Source organism: Catenovulum sp. SX2, assembly GCF_052056295.1.
Classification (GTDB): domain Bacteria; phylum Pseudomonadota; class Gammaproteobacteria; order Enterobacterales; family Alteromonadaceae; genus Catenovulum.
The window spans coordinates 195,878-219,029 of the sequence record NZ_CP182494.1; the positions used below are offsets into that span (position 1 = coordinate 195,878).

The 23,152-nt window shown below is 40.6% G+C and carries 10 protein-coding genes and 2 pseudogenes; 6 read left to right on the forward strand and 6 right to left on the reverse strand.

Features of this window, described 5'->3' with window-relative positions; all coding sequences use genetic code 11:
• Positions 1-42 precede the first annotated feature (42 nt).
• Positions 43-2,229 (forward strand): annotated as a pseudogene (locus tag ACMZOO_RS18235) (agarase); the annotation flags it as partial.
• A gap of 144 nt (positions 2,230-2,373) precedes the next feature.
• Positions 2,374-3,132, forward strand: a pseudogene (locus ACMZOO_RS18240) (SMP-30/gluconolactonase/LRE family protein); the annotation flags it as partial.
• Positions 3,133-3,247: 115 nt separating this feature from the next.
• Here ACMZOO_RS18240 and ACMZOO_RS18245 read toward each other — a convergent pair.
• Both ACMZOO_RS18245 and ACMZOO_RS18250 read right to left on the reverse strand, forming a co-directional pair.
• The gene (locus ACMZOO_RS18245; RefSeq protein ID WP_440906670.1) at positions 3,248-5,881 is read right to left on the reverse strand and encodes a CRTAC1 family protein; all 2,634 of its coding nucleotides are present in this window, start codon (positions 5,879-5,881) and stop codon (positions 3,248-3,250) included.
• Positions 5,882-5,919: 38 nt separating this feature from the next.
• Positions 5,920-7,620: a sulfatase-like hydrolase/transferase gene (locus tag ACMZOO_RS18250; RefSeq protein ID WP_440906671.1), complete on the reverse strand. Its 1,701-nt coding sequence runs from the start codon at positions 7,618-7,620 to the stop codon at positions 5,920-5,922.
• A 159-nt stretch (positions 7,621-7,779) separates the two neighbouring features.
• Here ACMZOO_RS18250 and ACMZOO_RS18255 point away from each other — a divergent pair, with 159 nt between their 5' ends.
• Entirely contained in the window at positions 7,780-9,870 is a 2,091-nt protein-coding gene (locus tag ACMZOO_RS18255) for a methyl-accepting chemotaxis protein (RefSeq protein WP_440906672.1), read from the forward strand.
• Positions 9,871-9,946: 76 nt separating this feature from the next.
• Here ACMZOO_RS18255 and ACMZOO_RS18260 read toward each other — a convergent pair whose 3' ends face one another.
• The 4 genes from ACMZOO_RS18260 to ACMZOO_RS18275 all read right to left on the reverse strand — a co-directional run bounded on the left by ACMZOO_RS18260 (position 9,947) and on the right by ACMZOO_RS18275 (position 18,234).
• A complete protein-coding gene (locus ACMZOO_RS18260) occupies positions 9,947-10,942 on the reverse strand; it encodes a beta-agarase (RefSeq protein ID WP_440906673.1) in 996 nt (331 codons plus the stop codon).
• 35 nt (positions 10,943-10,977) lie between these two features.
• Positions 10,978-13,236 (reverse strand): CRTAC1 family protein, encoded by a 2,259-nt coding sequence (locus ACMZOO_RS18265; protein ID WP_440906674.1) that lies wholly within the window; start codon positions 13,234-13,236, stop codon positions 10,978-10,980.
• A gap of 4 nt (positions 13,237-13,240) precedes the next feature.
• Complete coding sequence (locus ACMZOO_RS18270) at positions 13,241-15,631, reverse strand: alkaline phosphatase D family protein (RefSeq protein ID WP_440906676.1); 2,391 nt, start codon at positions 15,629-15,631, stop codon at positions 13,241-13,243.
• A 200-nt stretch (positions 15,632-15,831) separates the two neighbouring features.
• Positions 15,832-18,234, reverse strand: coding sequence for a hypothetical protein (locus ACMZOO_RS18275; protein ID WP_440906677.1), 2,403 nt, complete (start codon positions 18,232-18,234; stop codon positions 15,832-15,834).
• 137 nt (positions 18,235-18,371) lie between these two features.
• Here ACMZOO_RS18275 and ACMZOO_RS18280 point away from each other — a divergent pair, with 137 nt between their 5' ends.
• From ACMZOO_RS18280 to ACMZOO_RS18290, 3 genes are all read left to right on the forward strand, one after another.
• Complete coding sequence (locus ACMZOO_RS18280; protein WP_440906678.1) at positions 18,372-20,921, forward strand: glycoside hydrolase family 2 TIM barrel-domain containing protein; 2,550 nt, start codon at positions 18,372-18,374, stop codon at positions 20,919-20,921.
• A 134-nt stretch (positions 20,922-21,055) separates the two neighbouring features.
• Positions 21,056-22,135 (forward strand): glycoside hydrolase family 117 protein, encoded by a 1,080-nt coding sequence (locus ACMZOO_RS18285; RefSeq protein ID WP_016953861.1) that lies wholly within the window; start codon positions 21,056-21,058, stop codon positions 22,133-22,135.
• A gap of 32 nt (positions 22,136-22,167) precedes the next feature.
• Positions 22,168-23,094, forward strand: coding sequence for a sugar kinase (locus tag ACMZOO_RS18290; RefSeq protein ID WP_440906679.1), 927 nt, complete (start codon positions 22,168-22,170; stop codon positions 23,092-23,094).
• Positions 23,095-23,152 lie beyond the last annotated feature (58 nt).

A 23,152-nucleotide genomic window follows, 5' to 3' on the forward strand; every position in this document is an offset into this window, starting at 1 on the left:
GCAGCATGCGGGCAAACTTCGAATACTTATAACAGTGAAAAAATGTTGTGGGATTTTGAGCAAGCGGCTGATTTTAATAATTTAGTCACTGAAAATGCTTTAATTAAACCTATTGTTGCAGGTTCAAATACAGCTGCCAAAATTAGCTTTGATTCAAAACAGCAGCATGTGTCCGGTTTTGAGTTTAAATCAGAGCATGGGTGGGACTGGTCGCACGAACAATCTTTTGCTTTTGCATTAGATATACAAAACCCAAAAACAACCTCAGTGCACATGTATGTCACAGTTAAAGATAAAGCTGGCAAAACGCATAATCGGAGTTTTGTTGTGCCTGCTAGTTCAGCAGACACCTATTTTATTGAACTTAAAGGCATAGATTTAGATGTAGAAACCGGCATACGCTCAAATCCGCCAAGCTGGCAGAGTGATTATGTACCTATTATTTGGCGACATGGCACAAAAAATATCGATATCAGCCAAATAACCAGCATTAAATTTAATGTAAGAGGTGTACTTGAAGATAAACAACTGATGATCGACAACGCCCGTTTGATTTACCCAAAAGCAGTTGATAATAACTACCTAACTAATTTAGTTGATGAATTTGGCCAGAGTACGCGCGTTGATTTTCCAAACAAGGTAACGTCAACCGCTGAGCTGATTGAGATCCACAATAAAGAACAAACTGAACTATCTGCGAGTAGTTTTACCGACCGCTCCAAATATAATGGCTGGAAGCATGGCCCCAAATTGGCAGCAACGGGTTATTACCGAGCTGAGAAATTCCAAGGAAAATGGACTTTAGTTGATCCTGAAGGGCACTTATTTTTCTCTAATGGTATCGCCAATGTACGTTTAGCCAATACTTCTACCATTACAGGTTATGACTTTGACCACAGTAAAATAGTTGAGCGCAAAGCGGGCGATTTAACCCCGGAAGATTCATTAGGTTTAAACCCAGCACCTAAAGCTGCATGGCCTAGCCGTGAAGTTTCCTCAGAGTTGCGAGCAAATATGTTTAGCTGGTTGCCAGAATACGGCTCTGAACTGGCTGATAACTTTGGTTATAGACGTTCAGTACATACAGGCGCTATCGATAGAGGTGAAACTTTTAGCTTTTACCGCGCTAATTTACAGCGTAAGTACCAAACAAATGATGACGCTGAATTGATGGAAAAATGGCGAGAAACGACAGTAAAACGTATGCAGTCGTGGGGTTTTACTTCGTTTGGTAATTGGATTGACGCTAAATATTACGACATGCAGCAATATCCATATTTTGCTAACGGCTGGATTATTGGTGACTTTAAAACCGTTAGCAGTGGCAACGATTATTGGAGCCCGTTGCCTGATCCGTTCGATCCTGTTTTTAAACAACGTACCGACATCACAGTCAAACAAATTGCCGATGAAGTAAAAAACAGCCCTTGGTGTGTTGGTGTGTTTATTGATAATGAAAAAAGCTGGGGCATGATGGGCTCAGTTGAAGGTCAGTATGGCATAGTATTAAATACGCTCACCCGCCCAGCCAGTGATAGCCCTGCTAAACAGATATTTGTTGATGAATTGGCTAAAAAATATAGCTCGATTGAACAGCTTAACCTAGCGTGGAATACACAAATATCTGATTGGCAAACCTTAGCCAAAGGCGTTGAAATAACCAAGTATTCAGATGTTATGTTGACCGACTTTTCACATTTATTATTTGTTTATGCCGAGCAATATTTCAAAGTAGTTAAACAATCCGTTAAGCACTATATGCCTAACCATATGTACATGGGCGCACGTTTTGCCGACTGGGGTATGACACCTGAAATCCGTTTTGCCGCAGCTAAACATGCTGATGTTATGAGCTACAACTATTATAAAGAAGGCATTAACGACGATTTTTGGGACTTTTTAGCTGAAATCGACAGACCAAGTATTATCGGCGAATTCCACAATGGCGCTTTAGATTCAGGTTTATTAAACCCTGGGTTGATTCATGCAGAGTCGCAAGCTGATCGTGGACGTAAATATCAAGAGTATTTGTACAGTGTTATCGACAACCCATATCTAGTTGGTGCACATTGGTTCCAATATATAGACTCGCCATTGACTGGCCGCGCTTACGACGGCGAGAACTATAATGTTGGTTTTGTCTCTGTTACCGATATTCCATATCAGCCTTTGGTTGAGGCGGTAAAAGAGGTAAACAAAAACATATATCCACGCCGTTTTAGTCAAGCTTTGTATCAAATACACCAGCAAGCAGCGCTAAACTATTTAGATATAAACCAAGGATATGAACAACTGGCTGAGGGGTTTAAATGGGTGGAAGGGCCATTATGGATTGAAAACTCACTTGAGCAATCAGGTTATTTGCTATTTTCGGATATCCCAAATAACCAGATTATCAAGTATTCGCCCACTGAAGGTGTATCTACTTATTTAACTGATAGCGGTTTTTCAAACGGGTTAAATTTAACACCACAAAATCGGTTAGTGCTAATGCAGTCTCGCAGCCGACAAGTGGCTGTGATGGAAGCTCCACTAAATAACGCCAAAACAAACTACAAAGCATTGGCAACCCATTACCATGGCAAACGGCTAAATAGCCCAAACGATGTTGCCGTTGATAACAAGGGCAATGTGTTTTTTACAGATCCGCCTTATGGTTTGCCAAAAAGAATGGACGACCCAGCGAAAGAATTAGACTTTCAAGGCGTTTTTAAATTGTCACCCGAAGGTGAGCTTAAACTGCTGGATAAAAGTTTAACCTTTCCCAACGGAATCGCACTTTCACCAGATAACAGAACCCTATATGTTGCAGTATCCGACCCAGATGCGCCTGCTTGGTATCAATACCAATTAGATGAGCAAGGGGAGGTACTTAGCAAAAAACTTTTTTACCAAGTTACAGGAGACGGCACGCATGACAATGGTGCGCCTGATGGCTTAAAAGTGCATAGTTCCGGGATAGTGTTTGCCACAGGCCCTTACGGCGTTTGGCTATTTTCACCAACCGGCGAAGTATTGGCAAAAATTAATATTCCATACTTTTGCGCTAATTTGGCATTTGAGGACAAAGAGCAGTATTTATATATCACTGCTCATGACAGGTTGTTACGAATTAAATTGGCCGGCGATTAATCGCCACCAAGGAAACTCATGTAAAAGGTTTTGACTACTGTGGCTGAGGGCTAGTTGCCCTTGGTTACGGGGAACAACACTAGGATCAGCTAGGTTCCATTAGGTTCAGCATTCCTCATTCCACCAAATCCAATGGATAAATTACTTCGTCGAGCATATCGCCGTTGCTTGAGGTAAATGACACTCTAAATTGATAGAAATGTTGCTGGGCTAACTCTGTAGTTGGTATTAAATCAGCAAGGTCAAAGGTCATTTTTGAGGTGCCAGATTCACGGCCAATAACAGCAGTATCAACCAAGACTACATCTTTTACCGGTATCCATTTAGATTTAAAATGTCGCAGCCAAAAACGTATGCCACCTTGGTCTGATTTAATAACTCGGTTGCCAGTTCCTGCATGATATTCCACTTGTATAGTTACTTTATCACCTATTTTAAGTGGCTTATTTTCAAACTCACTTCGGTTTAATATTTTGATATAAGGCGCGATGTAATCTGAACTATGTTCAACTTGGTTATTCTGTTTGTGCGCAGCTGTTAAAGTTACGCCAGCATCTATGATTTGATTAGCAGAAACCTTGTCAAAGCTAGCGGTTTCACCGTTGCGCCATTTAACTGTTATTTGCTCAATGCTTTTATGTTCAGCTAAGCCAAAATGGACAATATTGAGTAAACTTTGTGAGAATACTGAACCTGCGGAGCCAACCTTTTGTCGGTAAGTTTTATCACCTACTTTAGCTGTAACCAATGCTGATATAGCGTCAATCTTAGCTGCAGGTGAATAGCCCACTCGAACTAATGCATAGTTTGCTTGTGCTTGTTTAACTTGATTGGGAGTTTGGTTTTGATATAAATACCATTCACCACCTTCGCTACCACTGAGTAAATCAAGATCACCGTCTAAGTCAAAGTCAAACGCTTGGCCCATGTCACCGTTTCCTGGGCCAAGCGGATCGCTGGCACCGTGCGAAGTGGTGGCAATAAACTGCTGCTTACCATTGTTTAATAACATTAAATCTGAGCCTCGGGCATGAATTAAGCCCCAACGGTACACCAATATGTCTTGGAAAGTGTCGTTGTTGAAATCACCGACAGTCACACCCAGTGAATTACCCCCTTTAGGGATATTCCATTGGCCGGAAACGTCGACAAATTTGCCATTGTCATTGCGCAGTAATACATCTGTCATATTGCGATTTTCCGGTTGAAAATCAATATCTGTTGAATCTACTCCAGCTAAACTGAATTTATAGTTCCAAAATATATTGCCATTGCGCACTAAAGCCGCTCGCCATTTGTTGTCACCAAGATAGCCAAAGTACGCACCATTTTCGCTTATATTTTGTGGCCAGCCTAATGCAGCTTGTTGATGTAACGTGAATTCATCACCAGACATCACCACATGAGGCTGTTTATTTTTGCCTAAAAATATTGGGTAATCTTGGCCTCGAAATTCGCCTTGAGTGAGATAATAATGGTTGAATAAGGTGACTTCGGCTGGTGCGGTAAAGCTGAAATTGTCAGTACCTTTAAATCCACGTGGTTTAATCGAAAATATTTGTTTTTCAGGTTCAAAATCAACACTCGGCGCTTCGCCAAAACCGTTTTCAAATTCTTTACCGCGTGCTAGGTATAAGTCTAAATCACCATCGTTATCTATATCTAAATCGGCTACTGCCATTATGCCTTTTAGCTCACGGATTCTTTCAGGAAATTGTTTGGTGATGTTAGTGAAGGTAAAGTCTCCGTTGCCTTGCCAAACGGACAGAGGGCTGAACAAAATGATATCGTCAATTTGATCCTGATTTAGGTCAGTGACAAGTGTTCTGGAAGGGTGTTGATCGAGTAATCCTTCAATATGACGCAACTCAAAAGTGCTATTACCTAAATTTTCATAAGCAAAATGTTGTGGTTTATCACCATGTAAACTCGTTTCGTTGACTAGGAGTAAATCTAAATCGCCATCCACATCCATATCAATCCAAAAGCCACCACGACCACGGCCGCCTTTGTAGATGTTGACGTCACCTGTCATTAACACTAACTTGCCATTATTATTTTGGTAAAAATTTGCAGTTGACGGATTTTTACCATTGCCGCCACCTTGAGTTACTATTAAATCAAGATCACCATCTTGGTCGTAATCACCTGCAGAAATACCGTGGAGGTCGTGCATAAACCAGCGTGCTAAGTCTTTGTTATGTTTGCTAACTGTGCCGTCGCCATTGTTCCAATATAGTTTGCTGCTTTCGGCATTGTGATTATTAACAATAAAATCATAGTCGCCGTCATTATCAATATCGGCAATTGTTGGGCCGCCGTACTTTATTGAACTAACTTTATCTAAACCGGCTTGCTCGGAAATATCTTGGTATTGTGGAATTTTAAGCTCTGTGATATCAGTTATTTTGAGCGAAACTATATTCAAGGTTGCATTCAAGCTAGATATTGTCAGTGGGGCATCACCGGTTTGGTTAAATTTTACTAAAGCGCTTAACTTGTGTTTGCCACTGGATTGAATCGACAAATTGTCAATAAGGATTTGCTGACCACTTAATATACTGATGCTGGCGTATTCACTTGGATTGTGTAGTTCTATATCTACTTGTTTAGTCAGTGAGCCTGTCACCTGATAGCGAATTTCGATACTTTGTTCTGGTGATACTTTAAGGTTATTTGCGATTTCTAGCTGCTGTTTTGTACAGGCTGACAAAAACAGTAGTGCAAAGTAATAGAGAATATTTTTCATTGGATAACTAATTTTATCTAGTGAGTGAAAGATCCGCATTAATACGGATCGTTAGGCTTGAGTTTAATGATTTCGGCGTAATCAGTAATTTTGTTGGCAACTTTCCACTGTTCAGACATTTTTACTAGTTTAGTGACCAGCTCAGGGTAGTGTTTAACTAGGTTTTTGGTTTCGCCTGGGTCGTTGGCTAAATCGTAAAGTTCAATACTCACACCGGGTTTCGCCAAAGTTTGTAGATACCAGCCTGGTTCAATTAACAGCTTCCAACGACCTTGGTAAATAACACTTTGCTGGCCTTTATCATTATTGAATATGGTTTCTGGTGGGGCGATTTTTTCCCCTTTGAGTGAGGCTAATACACTGCGGCCATCTAACGGGTGAATTTTTTTACCTCGGTAGCTGGTTGGGAATTGAGTATTCGCCATTTCTAAAAAGGTTGGCATAAAGTCGCCTACCCAAATTACATCGTTGTTAATTGTATTAGGTTTAATAACATTTGGCCAAGTGGCTATGGCATGGGCTCTGGCACCACCTTCCCATAATAGGGCTTTTACACCATTATAAGGTGCATTCATTAAGTCACCTATATGTGAGGCTGAGCCGTTATCAGACATATAAACAATTAAAGTATTGTCGTACTCACCACTGTCTTTTAAACCTTGAACAAGTTTGCCGATATTTTCGTCTAATTTTTCCATCATAGCTGCGTGAACGGCTGACATCAGTCTAAATTCTTCAATTTTGGCTTTGTCTTGTTTAGTCCACATGTAGTTGTTGTTACGCACCTCTGCATCTTTTGGATACAAACCTTGTTTAACTAAACCCGCATGTCTGTCATCGGCAATTTTTTGTAAATCACTGTAGCGAGCTAAGTATTTTTGCACTAATTCTTCAGGCGCTTGCAAGGGTTTGTGTGGCGCACGGTAAGCCACATACATAAAAAACGGATCATCTTTTTTTGACGCATCTTTAATCATGTCGACAGCTTTGTCTGTCATACCGTCGGTTGCATAAAAAGCGTGACCTTTTTTGCCATGGCAGTCGCTATACATTTTTTTGGCAAAGGGGGTTTTCGCATAACAATGCATTGTGTAATGGTAATCGTACTTTAATTTGGCCGGTTTATTACCCTCGTAATATTCATGTGGCTTGTTTGGTAAATAGAATAAATTTCCTTGGGCGCCATGAAAAACAAAACTTTGTTGGAAACCACGTTGTGGTGGGAGTGCTAGGTAATCAAGTTCGATTTCTTCTTGTGTTAATTGCATTTGTGGTGGGTGAGTACGCTTCCAGCCCTCTGCCATTTGGGGGTTATGTTTTATATAACTACCACCTAAATGCCACTTACCCACCATAAGCGTTTGGTAACCATTGTCACCGAGCAATTCTGATATAAGCGGCTGGTCATAAGCAAGACGACCTCGGTGTGCTTCAAAAGGCAATTCGCGCACCCAGTCACCAACAACACCACCACCAAATCCTACTTTTGCTGAATCTACACCTGTTAATAACGATGCGCGAGTTGGGCTGCAGCGCGCATTGCTATAAAAAGCGCTAAATCGCATTCCTTGTTGCGCCAGTGAGTCTAAATTAGGCGTGTCAATTTCACCGCCGAAGCTGCCTAGGTCGGTATAACCTGCATCGTCTGACAATATCACGACTATGTTTGGTCTTTGTTGAGCATGTGCGCAAACCGAAAAGGATGCGACTAAAAAAAGAATGAGGACTTTTAAGTTCATTATGTTGTTTGTATATTGTTGACAATTATTGTTAATGTAGAACAAATAATTCTCTATGTCACTCCTTTATTAACCAAACAGTAACTTTTCCATACTCTGTATTATTGCAGTATTACGTAAACTGGTATAAATTCTTTGAATGTTGTTAATGGTAAATTGATGACAATTTTCTGGTTGGCAAGTGTGGTTAAATTTAAAGGTGGTAGGTGTGGTATGCGTATATTGAATAGATTTAAAATCAAAACAAGAATGATAGCTTTATCGCTTGTGCCACTTATCGTTACCTTTATGTTTGCATCTGAACGCCTCAACCAAGCGTTTTCGCAGCAAGATAAAATTAAAGAGCTAGAAATAGTGCTAGAGTACGGTCATGTTACTTACCCGTATATTTCTGCGCTATTAAACGAAGCCTATTATAGTCGCCAATATATAGATAATACTGACACCCAGATGCAAGATAGTTTGCGACAAATGCAAACCTATAATCGAAAAGCTGTTAAAGCACAAAAAGCTTATGTTGAATTTATTGAGTTAAATAAACAAAAGTTGCGTGAATTTACCGTTTTGTCAGAGCAAATAAACCAAGTCACAGCTTTGATTAATTCTCTGGTTTATGTGCGTAAAGGCGCAGCGGCTAAAAGTCACACACATAAAGAAAGTGGCATAGAAACCCATGTGATGTGGCAATTTAATTTAACCGCCAGACAGCTAGTGTTAACTCTGAATGAAATTGCCGTGATCTCTAGTCAAAACGAAGTTTTGAGTAGAATGTCGAATGCATATTTTAATTTGGTGTCTGCACTGGCAGAAACTTCTTTTCACAATGCATACGTATATACCTCAATTACTAAGCAGATAGATGCGTATATATTTGGAGAAATTTTCCGAGGTGCAACATCGGTTTCACGTTCAATTGAGTTGTTTAATAGTTTTGCTAGTGACGAAGCGAAAAGCGCATTTTTAAATATGGTGAACCACCCAGACTATAAAATGTGGGAAGAGGTTGCACTGCAGGTACGTTCCGACATTTATCAAAACGTAAATAAAAAAGTACTTTTGAAACAAGAGGTTGATTGGAATCAAATTAATAACAGTGTGATTAATTTATACGATCAAACTATGGCAAAGGTGCTGGCACAAATTATCGATACAAAAGAACTGCTAGTCGCTGACGCGCAAAGCAAAGTTGTGCAAACTATCGCTATGATGGCATTTTTATTGATATTAATTGGCATATTTTCATTTATTGTCACTAATAGTATCGTCAAGCCGTTAAAAAGTATGGTTAACACTTTTAGCCAACTGGCGAGCAAAAAAAATATGTCAACCAGATTAGATCAAACTGGCCAAGATGAACTAGCGGAATTAAGTAAAGCTTTTAACGTGTTGATTGCGAGTTTTAATACTACTTTGTTAGGTGTGCAGGCAGAATCTAATAACATTAGAAAAGCAACACAAGCAGTAAACAGTTCAATGGCTGATACCTCAGGTTTGTTGGGTAGCCAACAATCGTCTACTGATAGTATTTCTGTCGCAATTAATGAAATGACCACCACAATTGAAGAAGTCGCGAACATGGCGACCCTTACGTCAGACAGTGTGCAGAAAACTTTCGAGTTATCGGTTTCAAGTGCCGAAAGTGCTGAAAAAAGCAAAATAGTGATGGAAAACTTAACTCGCGAAGTCGGCAATACCTCTTTATTGATTGAAAGGTTAAATCAAGACAGCGATCAAATTGGTAGTGTGTTAAACGTGATTCAGGGTATAGCAGAACAAACAAACTTATTAGCACTTAATGCTGCAATTGAAGCGGCTAGAGCTGGTGAGCAGGGGCGTGGTTTTGCCGTTGTAGCCGACGAAGTTAGAAATTTAGCGTCTAGAACACGAGAGTCAACCGAACAAATTCATCAGCAAATTGAAACCTTGCAAAAAGGCGCTATATCCGCCACGCAAAGCATGAACAACTTACAGCTTGAAGGCGAAAACGCAGTTAAGAGTGTAATTAAGAGTGTTGAAGCATTTGAAACTATGAAAACTGAACTGGATGCCGTTACTCAAATGGCGGTGCAAATAGCCACAGCAGCTGAAGAGCAAAGTAGCGTTTCTAGTGAAATTAATCAGCGCATTTTAACCATAAAAGATGATAGTGATAAAATTACCTTACAAACCTCTAATACGGTTGATACAGCGCGTGATATTGATGACACGGGCAAGCGTTTAAATCAGCTGATCCATGAATTTAAGCTTTGATTTAAACGGGACTATTTAGCCTAGTGATGACGCAGATTCGGAGATTCAAATCTGCGTTTTTAGCATTTTAAACGGGTTATTCGTCAACCAATTGCCAAGTTCTGACCCAATCGATTTTCATTGTATTGCGGTTCTCATCTAACAAATCAGATTTTGCCGGTAAACCGCCAACCCAGCTTGAATCTTGCGTCCATAGATCCCAGATCAGGTGCTGTTCTAAGGTAAAAGCTTGGGTGGATGTAACTGAATTAACAGGTTCACCATTTAAGTAAAATTGAACTGTGTGAGCGTCTTTCCACCAAGCGCCATATACATGATAGTCTTCGTTCCATTTTACCCCTCTCAAAGTATTGCCTTCCGACAATTGGCTACTGTGTGATGGGTTGTTGTCGCCCGCACGTTCGGTTACACCGTCTTTAACAATAAAATACTGAGAGTGCATTTCAAGTGGATATCTATCGTATTTCGCACCAGTCATAGATGGGTTTGAATTATTTTCAATGATGTCTATTTCATCACGATTATTAGCATCACCATTGTTTAACCAAAAGGTGTTATAAGCGGAGATGTGTGCGGTTTTAATCCGGCTTTCTGTGTACATAGGAAATTTGATTTTAGCTTTTGAACGAACGCGCGCTGTTTCAAACCATTGGTCTGCACTGCCTTCGTCTAACGTCGCTTTTAACCATAAATAGCCATCGGTGACACCTGAGTTTTTGGCCATCATATTGACTGGCGTATTGCCATAATTCCAAAAGGTTTTTAACCACTTTGAATCATCCCAAATATCAAATTCATCTGACAAAGAGGTGACTTTTTGCCATGTTTTACCCGCTGGTGTGTTGTCTTCAAATGAGACAAACGAAGGGTAAGCCGGGTTTGCTGTGTTTACATCTATTATGTTAGCCTGAGGTTGCTCATTTTCTTCAGGTGTTTCATCTTTCGCTGGTGTTTCTGGTTGAACTATTACAGGTTCGTTATCATCTTGTACTTCTACTTGTTTGGTTGAATTACATGCGCTTACAAGGCAGAGCGTGACAGCGGCCGCGAGTGCTGTTTTATTGTTTTTCATGGTCTTAAACCCTTCTATTTGTTTAAATTCAGAATTTATGGCGTGCTTTGGTATAAGCGGTTTGCAGTTAAATTTGTCAGTGTTTGAGTTTCACCATTGCGCCAGCGAATCGTCGCCGACTTAATTTCTCGCTCGTTGCCTAAACCAAAATGGACTATGTCTAATAAACTTTGTGCATGGATTTCACCTGCTGAGCCAATTCGCTGCTGATATTTTTTGCCCGATGCAGTTTCAATACTGACAAGCGCTGCGTTGGGGTCGATATTGTGTTTGGGGCTGTAATTTACGTCGATAAGTAGATAGTTGTTGTTGGTACTTGTTTGGTTGCTGAATAAATACCAATGACCTTCTTCTTCGCTACCGCTTAATAAATCTAACTGGCCGTCAAGGTCAAAATCGAATAATTGCCCCATATCACCATGGCCAACGTCAGTTGGTTCATAAGCACCGTGGCTGGTGATAATGTCGAATTTTCCTTTACCAGTATTCAGCAGCAATAAATCTGAGATACGCTCACTTAAATGACCATATCTATACACAAATAAGTCTTGCCAGCCGTCATTGTTTACATCGCCTCTGGTGACGCCCCAGCTATTACCACCTAACGGTAGGTTCCACTCTTTGCTTGCGTTAACAAATTTATCGCCTTGGTTCACCAGTAATATATCTTGTACATTACGGTTGTTAGCTTGCCAGTCGTAACTGACATCCGATAAACCAGTTAAAGAGAAGGTCACTGTCCAATAAATATTGCGGTCGCGTACCCATTCGGCTTGCCATTTGCCATTACCCATATGGCCAATGTATAAACCATTAACATTGCGCTCGTCAGGCCAGCCTTGTGCGTCAGCTGCACTAAAGGTCATTTCTGACGGTGCGGTTTTCATTTCTTCTGGCAATTGTGTTGGTTGAAACCCTTTAGCTTTTACTATTTTGCGGGTTTTATTTTTACCTAAAAATATCGCAAACCCATCATTGTACTGGCGATAGGTGAGATCCATATCAGATAATTTAACGCTGCCTTTGGCATCAAAATTGATTAAGGTTGTACCTTTTTCGCCATCGTCACGTACGTCTATTCGTTTGCTTTGTGGGTTAAAATCGATCGATTTACGCGATAGCTGATAATGTGTGCGGCTGCCTGCAAAATATAAATCGAGTAAACCGTCATTATTTACATCAATATCTGTTGCTGCGTTGTAACCAACATCACCTTGAAGATCTTTTGGCAACATTTTTGTCGTTACATCGGTAAAAGTGAAATCACCATTGCCTTGCCATAAAGTGATTGGTGAATAAATCACAATATCGTCAATATTGTCGTGGTTAAAATCTGTGATCAGTGCTCGCTCACCGTAAGCTTGTTCTATCCCGTCTATTTGCTGTTGGGTAAAACTGCCATCACCATTATTTTTGTAAAAAAGCTGGATTGGCCCGTCATAATTGGGCGTTTTGGCATTAAATAAGGCTAGGTCTAAATCACCATCTAAATCTAGGTCAAGCCAACGCGGCGAGCGACCTCGCGCTGGCGTTAAAATGCCAGTTTCAGGTGAGGCATTGGTAAATTTTTGATTGTCGTTTTTTAGCAAGATATACGAGGTTGGGTTAGTACCATTGGCACCACCTTGTGCAACCATAATGTCTAAGTCGCCGTCGTTATCGTAATCACCCACTGCCGAACCATGAAAATCTAATGAATGTTCAAACAAGCGCTCAATTTTTACCGTACCATCACCATTATTGGTAACCAACTGGGTAGGTACATGGTTGTGGTTGTTTAAAACAAAGTCATAGTCACCATCTGCATCTATATCCCCAATAGACGGGCCGCCGTATTTGTAGGTGATTTCTGTATCAAAATTCGCTTGTTTGGAGATGTTAGCGAATTTCGGCAAGTTTACATCCGAGACATCTTCAAATTTAATTGAATGAATTTTGATATCCGCACTGCGGCGAATAAATGTCAGTTTTTGTATGCCAGTTTTTTCAAAATCGACCAAAAAATTTAATTGGTGTTTGCCTTTAAAGGGAATGTTAGCGTTATCGACCAATACTTTGTCGTTTGCTAATACGGTTAAGTTTGCATACGGCTTTTCAATCGACACCTCGGCAATTAAACGCTTAACTGTTGAGCCTGTTACTAAATAATCGGTTTGAAAATTTTGTTTATTGGTTAGAGTTTGCACTTGTTCTACGAGTTTTACTGACGGTAACTGACTTACGCAACCGCTAATGGTGGCAGTAGCCACAACACTTGCTAGTGTTGTGGCTAAAATTGTTTGAATAAACTTCATCTTATTAACCTAATTTATTGATGCCGATATTTTCGTCTTGCGCTATGGTCACAGGCCAACCGGCAAATTGGTTGTCTGGATTTTTATCTGTCACATCAACCAAAAATTTGTAAGCAGAAGTAGTGTAGGTTTTATTGTGAGTATCAAATTCAATAAAACCAAAACCACTGCCTTTTTCATGCGCTTGAATATATCTGTTGCCTGACTTGCCCACTTGTGGATTGCCAACCGCATATACGTATACTTTGTTGCCAAAGCTATCTAGGTATTCACCCGTTTGTTCTAATCCGTGTGAAGGGCGGTTTTTCATTGGTAAGCCCATAGCATCAGGTCGCCACCATCTTGGCCAACCTGCAGAGATTGCTGGGGTACAGAATGCCCAGTTGCTGTCACGTTGTTCATTGACACCATATTGCGAAAGCGTGCCCAAATGGGTATCGCCACAAATATGCAGGGCTTTTGATTTACGCATAATTTCTATTGCACGGTTTCGTGCCGAAGCGGGCCAGCCACTGCTGTCAAAATCGTATTTTAAATATCTATCTGGTAACGGCTGGTGAGTAGAAATACCGGCAAATACGGTTTGGCTGAGCATGGCTTTTAAATTGTGGCCACGCCAATCATTAGCCCATTTTTCTAAGAAATCTTCTTGGCGTTTACCGAGCAACTCTAGGCCATCGCGGTCAAAATTTGGGTTAAAATAGTTTGGTGCTTCGTCGTTGCCACTGACCCCAACGTCAATATTTAAAGTTTCTGGGCCGCTTTTCCATTGTCTGTCGGCAATAATTGCAAAACTGACATTGCCGTACACTAACTCAGTGTAGTAGACACTGATGTTGCGCGCTGAAGGTGTTGGGTCAACCGGATCTGGGTGGTGGCCTGTATGCGTTTTATGCACAACATTTACTAGTTTTACCGGGCTAATATAACCGCCTGAATTATCAGTACGACCGCTTGCTATTGCCTGATCACTCATGGCGTTACCACCTTCCCCCCACAAATTGCCTTGCAGAATATCGTGATCGTCTGGCAAAACCACAGTTGGTGCGTTGCGCATTGCTTCTCTAAATGCCCAACCAAATTGGTAGTATTTACGTAAATAATTCAAAATTGCTAAATCGGCAGGGGCGTATATCACACCAAAACCGCCGTGATTTTCGTAAATTTGATCGCCAGAAAAATAAACTAAATCTGGCTGCATATTCACAACATTGTTAGCAACTGGTGCATATGGGAAGCCATAATCATTTTGGCAGGTTAAAGCCGCCATACGTAAGTTGCGATTGGTCGGACTCGCTTTTATCGTGCCGCTAAATACGTCTTGAGTTGTGCTGTTGTTTTTGTGTTTTTGGTTATAGATAACACGGTATTCGTGATCGGAATTTTCTTGCCAATTATTTACTGTGAAGGTTGCGCCCCAAGCGTCTTGGTCTAACTTTGCTTGCGCAACAGCTTGCCATTTACCGCTTTTTTTAACTTCTAATGTGAGCTGGTGGTTATCTTCTTTACCTAGTGGGCCGGTTAACGCAGACAGTTTTAAAATGAAACCTTGCTCTGAGCGTGAATCATTGAGTGTGTACATGCACCACAATATCGGGCCAAATGTTTGTTGTGGCTTGTCGCAAAATGCCTCACCACTTATTTGCCAATCAGTAAAACGATAGAGTGAGCCAATTTCTTGCTGGCCTGGCTTTTCACTCGATTCAATCGCAAAATTACTCACAACAGCAATATTGCCTTGTACTTCATTGGCAGGATAATAGTCGGTTAAGGTCGCGATTATATTGTTATCTGTTACATCAACAGCTTGTGCGGTTAATGCATAAATGCCGTTGGTGACATTACCAGACAAGATCACTTTTATTTTGTCTTTATGTTTATCTTTATCGCTCGCTTGGATTAAGTGAGTGCGTTTTTTGCCAAGCACTAATTGTCCGTCAATTACCCCGGCGTCTATGCCTTGTTGTACAAAGCAGTTACTTTTGTATTCGTTAATATCACTTTTAGCGCCGATACGAATACCCGCGCCGCCGTCCGTCTCGCCAGCTTGATATTTTTCAACAACAACCGAGGTTGAAAAGTTTTTATCTAAATTAACAATTTGGTGTTTCAGTGAATGAATACTGCGGTTACCACCTTTTGATGTACACTCTGCCGCACCATTTTTGATACACCAGTTTTCCATTGGATTAGCCCAATAGTCGCCACCAATAAAAATACGATCAAAAGTGTTGTGCCATTGGCTCGATATAGATTTGTTCAGCTGAACATTATTCTCGCTAGCGAGTTTGCTGGAAGCTTGCTCTGAGAGATTTGTTGAACAGCCAATAGCGGAAGTTGCGATACCTGTCATTGCAATCTTTAAGGCATCGCGGCGAGATAAGTGGTAATTCATTACTGCACCTCAGTGAATTGTGTCGAGCTTTAAAAAACTATATCGACGATCTTTTTATTTGATTATTGTTAACAATTAACTTTTGTTTGTAAAGTTAATTTTGTGATACCTTTTAAAGAAGGTTAATAGAATTGCAGTTTTAAGAATGGTTAAGTGGCTCAAACTTGAGCCACTTGCATTAGGATTATGGATAGGTTGTTTTAGTTTGCTGTTAATACTTGTAATACAGCAGAGCTGACATAACCACCTGTGTCTGAAAACTCCACTGTTACTGTGTTGTTTTGTTGCAGTTGGTCGTATGTCACTGGAATTTCCACTACACCAAAAAAGTTTGGTCTACCTGTACTATTTTTCCCTTGTTGTTGGTCATAACCTTGCACGTCACTTGGAACTATCACACTGTTACCATTTATTCTCACAACTGGCGTTAATGATTTGCCGTGGTCTCTACCTAAACCTAAACGCAATACTGCTTGCCCGTCAGTGCCTAGTTGTACTGAGTTAAACGCAAAGTTGATGCTGGTATTAGCGACAATTGCTTGTTGATAGCTGGTGGCATAATATCTTTGTTCGGTTGTCGACTCAGTTATGTTGATATCCTTGGTGTATACCAGTTTAACTATCATAGTTGCTTCAGCTGGTAGTTCGATATTTTCAGGCAGTTCAGTTGCTGACTGCTCGGTAAATTGTGTTTCGTTATTGTCTGTGTAACTTAGTAGTTTAAAATCAACAGACTGCAAATCATTGTTAGTGATCCCAAGGGTATTAACCGCGAGTTTTATATCATCAAATTCCAAATTGGTTAAAACAACATAAGCAGTATTGCCGTCAACATAACTTTCAGTTAATAGGTCGATTTCAGATGAGCTTGTGTCAACACGAGTACCGTTCACTTCAGACCATAATTGGTAAAAATAAACATGATCAGAGTAGACCCAAGTATTATCGTCTGAGCCGTCACGTTCTTTTTGTTGCACCATTAAACGGCTTGAATATGCAATGCTGTTGCCATTGACATTACGTCGACCCCATTCGGCTTTTACCGGAATAAACGGGATCACTTTTAAAATGGTATTAGGGCGTTGCAAAAATTGTGTATTCATTGTGGTGATGGAGCGAACTTTTTCGGCATCACGCTGCGGTGTCCAAGCTTGATTAACCCTAGCATGAACAGATGAACCAACTTCAGAGATCAACATAGGTTTTACCGCACCATATTTTAAATAGGTGTAGTGTTCTAGCATATCTAAGGTGGCTTCTAAATTACTGCCACGGCGGTAACGCTCGCTGTTTTGAAAGGTTGGGAAATCGTATAAATGCAGCGAGATAAAATCCATATTGTCGCCTGCGGTATCAATAAAGAGTTTGTCTCTGTCTTCCCAGCGTTTAAAGTTGTCTTTGTCAAAATCTGGAAAAGCTATGGTGTAACCACCAACCATGACATTGTCATTGTTTGCATTTTTTCTGATTTCAGCCGCTACTGTATTGTGAAACTCAAAAACTTTTAACGGCTCAACATAGTCTGCCTGGCCTTCTCGGTCGGTTGTTAAGTCGTATAAAGGTTCATTCATAACCTCAAAATAGACAGGTTGAGCTTGGCCTAGATCATTGTCATTTAGAGCGAAAAATTTGGCTAAAAATTGCGACATGTAATGTCCAGTCGCTGTGCCAAACGGCTCTTGTGCAGTGTCAGTTTGTGAAAATGCCCAAGCTGGATCGCCATTAACAGGATTAATCAATGTGCCTTCTGGCCAGTAAGGATGTTGTTGACCACCTGCAATCATGTCTTGCATTCTATCTTCGACCAAGCGCGCGTTAACATACTTATATCCAATGTTATTGTCGTAAACCCATTTTACGTCTCCTCCACGTTGGCTAGCTGAAGCTTCGTCAACAAAACCTGGACGAGTTGCGTCTTCAGACACATTACGTAAATTCCAACCGATAGAGCCAGTATCTCGGCCAAAATACACATCATACCCTTGCATAAAGTCGAGCATTAAATTTTCACCCAGTTCATTCGGCGCATTTAAACTATGGACATCGTTTTGCCCCCAATCGTTTTCTAAACTAGACGCATGTATATTGATGTATTTTTTACGCTCAAATTTATCTATGCCACCAATACTGTGTTTGGTATTTAACTTAACATTTACCTGCACAATATCGTTATCGACTATGGGCTGTGCCATAGTGGTCACGGAAAATGTTCTATCAACAGCGTTTATGCTGACTGTTGCGGTAGATGCTGTTTGATAAGTATTGGCGGAAGACACTCTAATTTTAAGTGAATCACCATTGTTTAATTTGCCGGCTAAGCTGGTGTAACTACCACCGTTGATTGAATACTCGCCGCCACTGATGGAAATATCAATGGCAGTATTTATGCCTTTGATAACAACAAGATTTGATTCAGCTTGAGCGTTTAAACCAATATCTTTTACTGCCACAAAGGTAAAATTATCTGGTGTGCTATCCAGTGTTTCTTCTGTTTTATTTTCATCGTCAATGCTGACGGAGCCACCTCCACAAGCGGCTAAACTCAGCATTGAGCTTAAACAAATTGCAAGCAAAGGTATTTTAGAGTGACCTCGAGTAAGCATAGTGTACAACCTTATATAAACTGATTTACCAATAAGTTTCTTATATGTATGTTAATGTGTTGACTGTATATTGTATACAATTTAATATGTTTTTAACTAAAAACTTACGCATAAATACATTTATGAGGAATTGCCACGTGCTCAGGAATATACTGTGGATCTGCTTATTATTAGGGTTTTCGCAACTAAGTTTCGCGAATGCCAATAAAACATTACGCGAAACAGATTTTAATTTTGATTGGAAATTTACATTAGTTGAAGATACAAAATTACCGCGAAATATACCCTTGCAAGACGACAATTGGCGCGATGTTCGCTTGCCTCACGATTGGAGTGTTGAAGCATCTTTTGCGGAAAAATGGGAGGGCGCAACAGGTTATTTGCCCGGTGGTGTTGGTATTTATCAAAAGCATTTTAAAACTCCGGCCAATCCAAATGAATTTAACGTGTTTGTTTTGTTTGATGGCGTGTACAACAACGCGACTTTTTGGCTAAACGGCGAAAAACTCGGAGAAAACCCCTATGGTTATTCACCCGTTTATTGGGATTTAACCGACAAATTATATACAGACGGTAGAGAGAATATTATTACCGTGCATGTTGATCACTCGCGTTATGTGGACAGTCGCTGGTATACAGGTAGTGGTATTTATCGCAATGTAAAATTGGTCACTGTCAATAAACTGCATATTCCAATTTGGGGTACCTTTGTCACTACACCTGAAATATCCACCGACAAAGCTCAGGTTGATTTGGCTGTACAAGTGCAAAATAATTTTGCCACAGATGTTGAATTTGAATTAACCACTAAGATAGTTGATGACCAAGGCCGCACCGTGGGCAAAATTGCAAGTCAAGTGCAGTTAGCTGAACATTCATCAGACACCGTAAAGCAGAGTTTAAACATATATAACCCAAAACTTTGGGATACAGAAACCCCCAACCTATATAAAGCAATTACTTATATAAATCTGAATGGCAAACAGCTAGATGCATACACCACAAACTTTGGTGTACGAGATATCAAGTTTCAAGCGGGTAAAGGCTTTTTCTTAAATGGCCAACCAACCCTTATGAAGGGCGTTAGTCTTCACCATGATGGCGGTTTAGTTGGTGCTGCAGTACCTAAAGGTGTATGGGAGCGTAGGTTAAAAATATTAAAAGCCAGTGGTGTTAACGCAATTCGTACCGCACATAACCCGTTTTCAGAAGAGTTTTTAGACCTGTGTGATGAACTTGGTTTGTTAGTACAAAATGAGTTTTTTGATGAGTTTGATTATCCAAAAGATAAACGACTAAACAAAAACGATAGACATGATGACTACATATCACGCGGTTATACCGAGCATTTTCAAACTTGGGCAAAAAGTGATTTAACCCGCACTATGTTGCGTGATCGTAATCACCCGAGTGTTGTCCAGTGGAGTATAGGTAACGAAATTGAGTGGACTTATTTAAACTACCGTTATGTGACAGGTTATTGGGACCCAAGCAAACCAGAATTAGACAATGATAATTTTTGGGGCGGATTGCCAAAATTTAGCCCAGCGGAATTAAAACAAAGGTATGACGAGTCGGAAAAAGGCCAATACAAACTGCATGAAACTGCAAAAAAACTCGCAGATTGGACAAGAGAATTAGACGATACAAGGCCTGTCACCACCAACATGATTATTCCACAAGTCAGTTTGGTTACAGGTTATGCGGATGTGGTGGATATTATTGGTTTTAGCTATCGCAACATTACCATTCCATGGGCTCAGAAACATTTCCCAGACAAATTAATTACCATCAATGAAAACCCAGGTTTATGGAATGACTGGAAAATGGTATTAGAACACCCAGGTGTATTCAGTATCTTTATGTGGACTGGCATAGACTATATGGGCGAGCGCCATAATAAATGGCCAGAAAAAAGCGGCTGGGGTGATATTTTAGATTTAGCCGGTTTTAAACGCCAAGGCTGGAACTACTTTAAAAGTATTTGGGTTAATCAGCCGCATTTGTCGCTAGGAACATTACCTTTGGCTGAATCTGGCTTTAAACAAGATGAACTGTCTGGATTAGCATTGCCATTAGCCGAAGATTCAAACGGCTGGGGGGCTAGTTATGCATGGCGAGATTCTAATCTGCATTGGAACTATAAAATTGGTGAACCCGTGTTGGTCGAGGTGGCATCTAATCATGCAACTGTTGAATTGCTGCTAAATGGCCGTTCATTAGGGTTTAGGAGTATGTCAGAAAGTGTTAACCGAGTGATGCGTTGGATTGTGCCTTACCAGCCTGGCACTTTAACCGCTCGTGCTGGATTTTCCGGGCAAGAACAACAAGTGCAACTGACCACTACCACAGCACCTGTAAAATTGAGTGTAACCTCAGATAAAAGTGACCTAACGGCGGATGCGTACGATGTCGCGCATCTGGTGGTGCAATTACGTGACAAAGTGGGCCGGGCAGTTACTACAGACGAAACTCAAGTTAACTTCGAAATAACAGGCCCTGCCAAGTTGCTTGGTGTCGACAATGGTGCTCCAGACAATATTCAAGACTTTCAATCAAATAAAATAGTGACCAAACGCGGTAGGGCGTTGGCAATTATTCAATCGACCAAGCAGTCAGGCACTATTAGAGTGAAAGTAACAGCAGAAAATTATCCAGCACAAACTATCATTATTGATAGTGAATAAGGTCTAGTGCAAGAATTGGCATTTTATATTGGAATGATTTATTGTTAACAATGTACAATTTGTTTTGTCTCGTGTATATTGCCAATTCAAGTGAAGAATATGACTTGGTATCCAAGTGTAAAGTGGTGAATTAAATGTCTGAACAAAAATTGAGTTTAGCCAGTAAACGCGCGCTAGAGCGTGGCTATGATGAAAAAGACTCTCAATGGTTGATTGAGTTTGAAGTAGAACCTTTATTTGGTGATTTTGCATTTGAAGAAGGCATTATTCGACGAGACCCAACAGCAGTCATTGAGGTCGATGGTCTTTACCACGTTTGGTATACCAAGGGGCAAGGCGAAACCCTTGGTTTTGGCTCGAGCAACCCAGAAGACAAAGTATTTCCGTGGGACTTAACTGAAGTGTGGCACGCAACTTCAGCTGACGGTTACACATGGAAAGAACAAGGTATGGCAATTGGCCGCGGTGAAGCTGGTCGATTTGACGATAGAGCGGTTTTTACCCCTGAAGTGTTAGCGCATCAAGGCAAATATTATTTAGTCTATCAAACCGTGCAATTTCCTTATACCAATAGACAATATGAAGAAATTGCTATTGCTTGGGCTGACTCGCCATTCGGCCCTTGGAATAAATCTGACGCACCTATTTTAAGTCCAGCCAAAGATGGTGAATGGGATGGTGACGAAGACAACAGATTTCATGTTAAATCAAAAGGGAGTTTCGACAGTCATAAAGTACATGATCCTTGTTTAATGGTGCTAAACAACAAGTTTTATCTGTATTACAAAGGTGAAACTATGGGCGAAAGCATGAACTTTGGTGGTCGTGAAATCAAACATGGTGTCGCTATTGCAGACAATATTTTGGGCCCTTACGTTAAATCTGAATATAACCCAATATCTAACTCTGGCCATGAAGTGGCGGTATGGAATTATAACGGTGGCATTGCGTCACTGATCACAACTGATGGCCCAGAAAAAAACACCATTCAATGGGCTGCCGATGGCATTAACTTTGAAATTATGTCGCACATCAAAGGCGCGCCTGAAGCTTTGGGTATTTATCGTGATCCTGAAGGAAAAGAAATTGCAGCACCTGGATTAGAGTGGGGTTTATGCCACAAGTATGACGATAGCTGGAATTGGAACTATATCTGTCGTTACCGTATTAAGCGCCAAATTCTTGATGCTGGTACTTTTCAGAACAGCAACTAAACCGACACTTTGGTAATTAAAAAGGTAATGATATGAATAGGTTGTTGGTTGTCGGCGAAGGTATGGTTGAATTTAAATACGCAGCCGACGGCAATCTTATCCAAAAATTTGCTGGTGACACACTCAACGCGGGTATTTATGCCAAGCGTTGGTCACCTGCAACAGATGTGAGTTATTTTAGCGCATTAGGCTCAGATATTTTTAGCCAAAAAATGCGTGCTTATTTAGCGTATGAGCAGATAACAACTCAGGCTGTTTTGCAAAGTAGCAACGCCAATATTGGCATTTACGCCATTCAAACAGACGAAAATGGCGAGCGCTCTTTCACCTACTGGCGTAAAGAGTCGGCTGCAACACAAATGGTCGATTTGTTATTAGCAAGTGGCGGCGCTGCACTGTTGCCAACTGCAGATATAGTATTTTTTAGTGGGATATCTTTGGCTATTTTGACAGATGCAAATAAAAGCAAACTGCTTGAAATTCTTCAACAAGTACAAGCACAAGGTAGCAAAATTGCATTTGATCCTAATTATCGTCCACGTATGTGGCGCGACCAACAGCATGCAATGGAGTGGATTGAAAAGGCATATCATTTGGCTGATATTGCGCTACCAGGATTGGATGAACATCAAGATTTGTTTAACCATAACACAGTAGATGCTGTTAAAAATTACCTACTTCAGCAAGGTACAAGCGAGTTTGTAATTAAAGCAGGCGTACAAGGTGTGTACGGTTATTCGGCAACTGAAGATGATTGCCATGTGCCATTTAACCCAGCACCGAATCAACTTGATTCAACTGCAGCAGGCGACTCTTTTGCTGGTACTTATTTGGTTTCACGAATTATCGGCAACTCAGTATTACAAGCAATTAACAATGCGGATAATGTTGCCAGAGAAGTTGTGCAACACCCAGGTGCAATTATGGATGCGCACTTGTATCAACAGGCTTTTAAATAGCTAATTAAATATTTGGCACTATTAGTTAGTAGACGCTTTAGTAGTCGTGCTCGTGTGA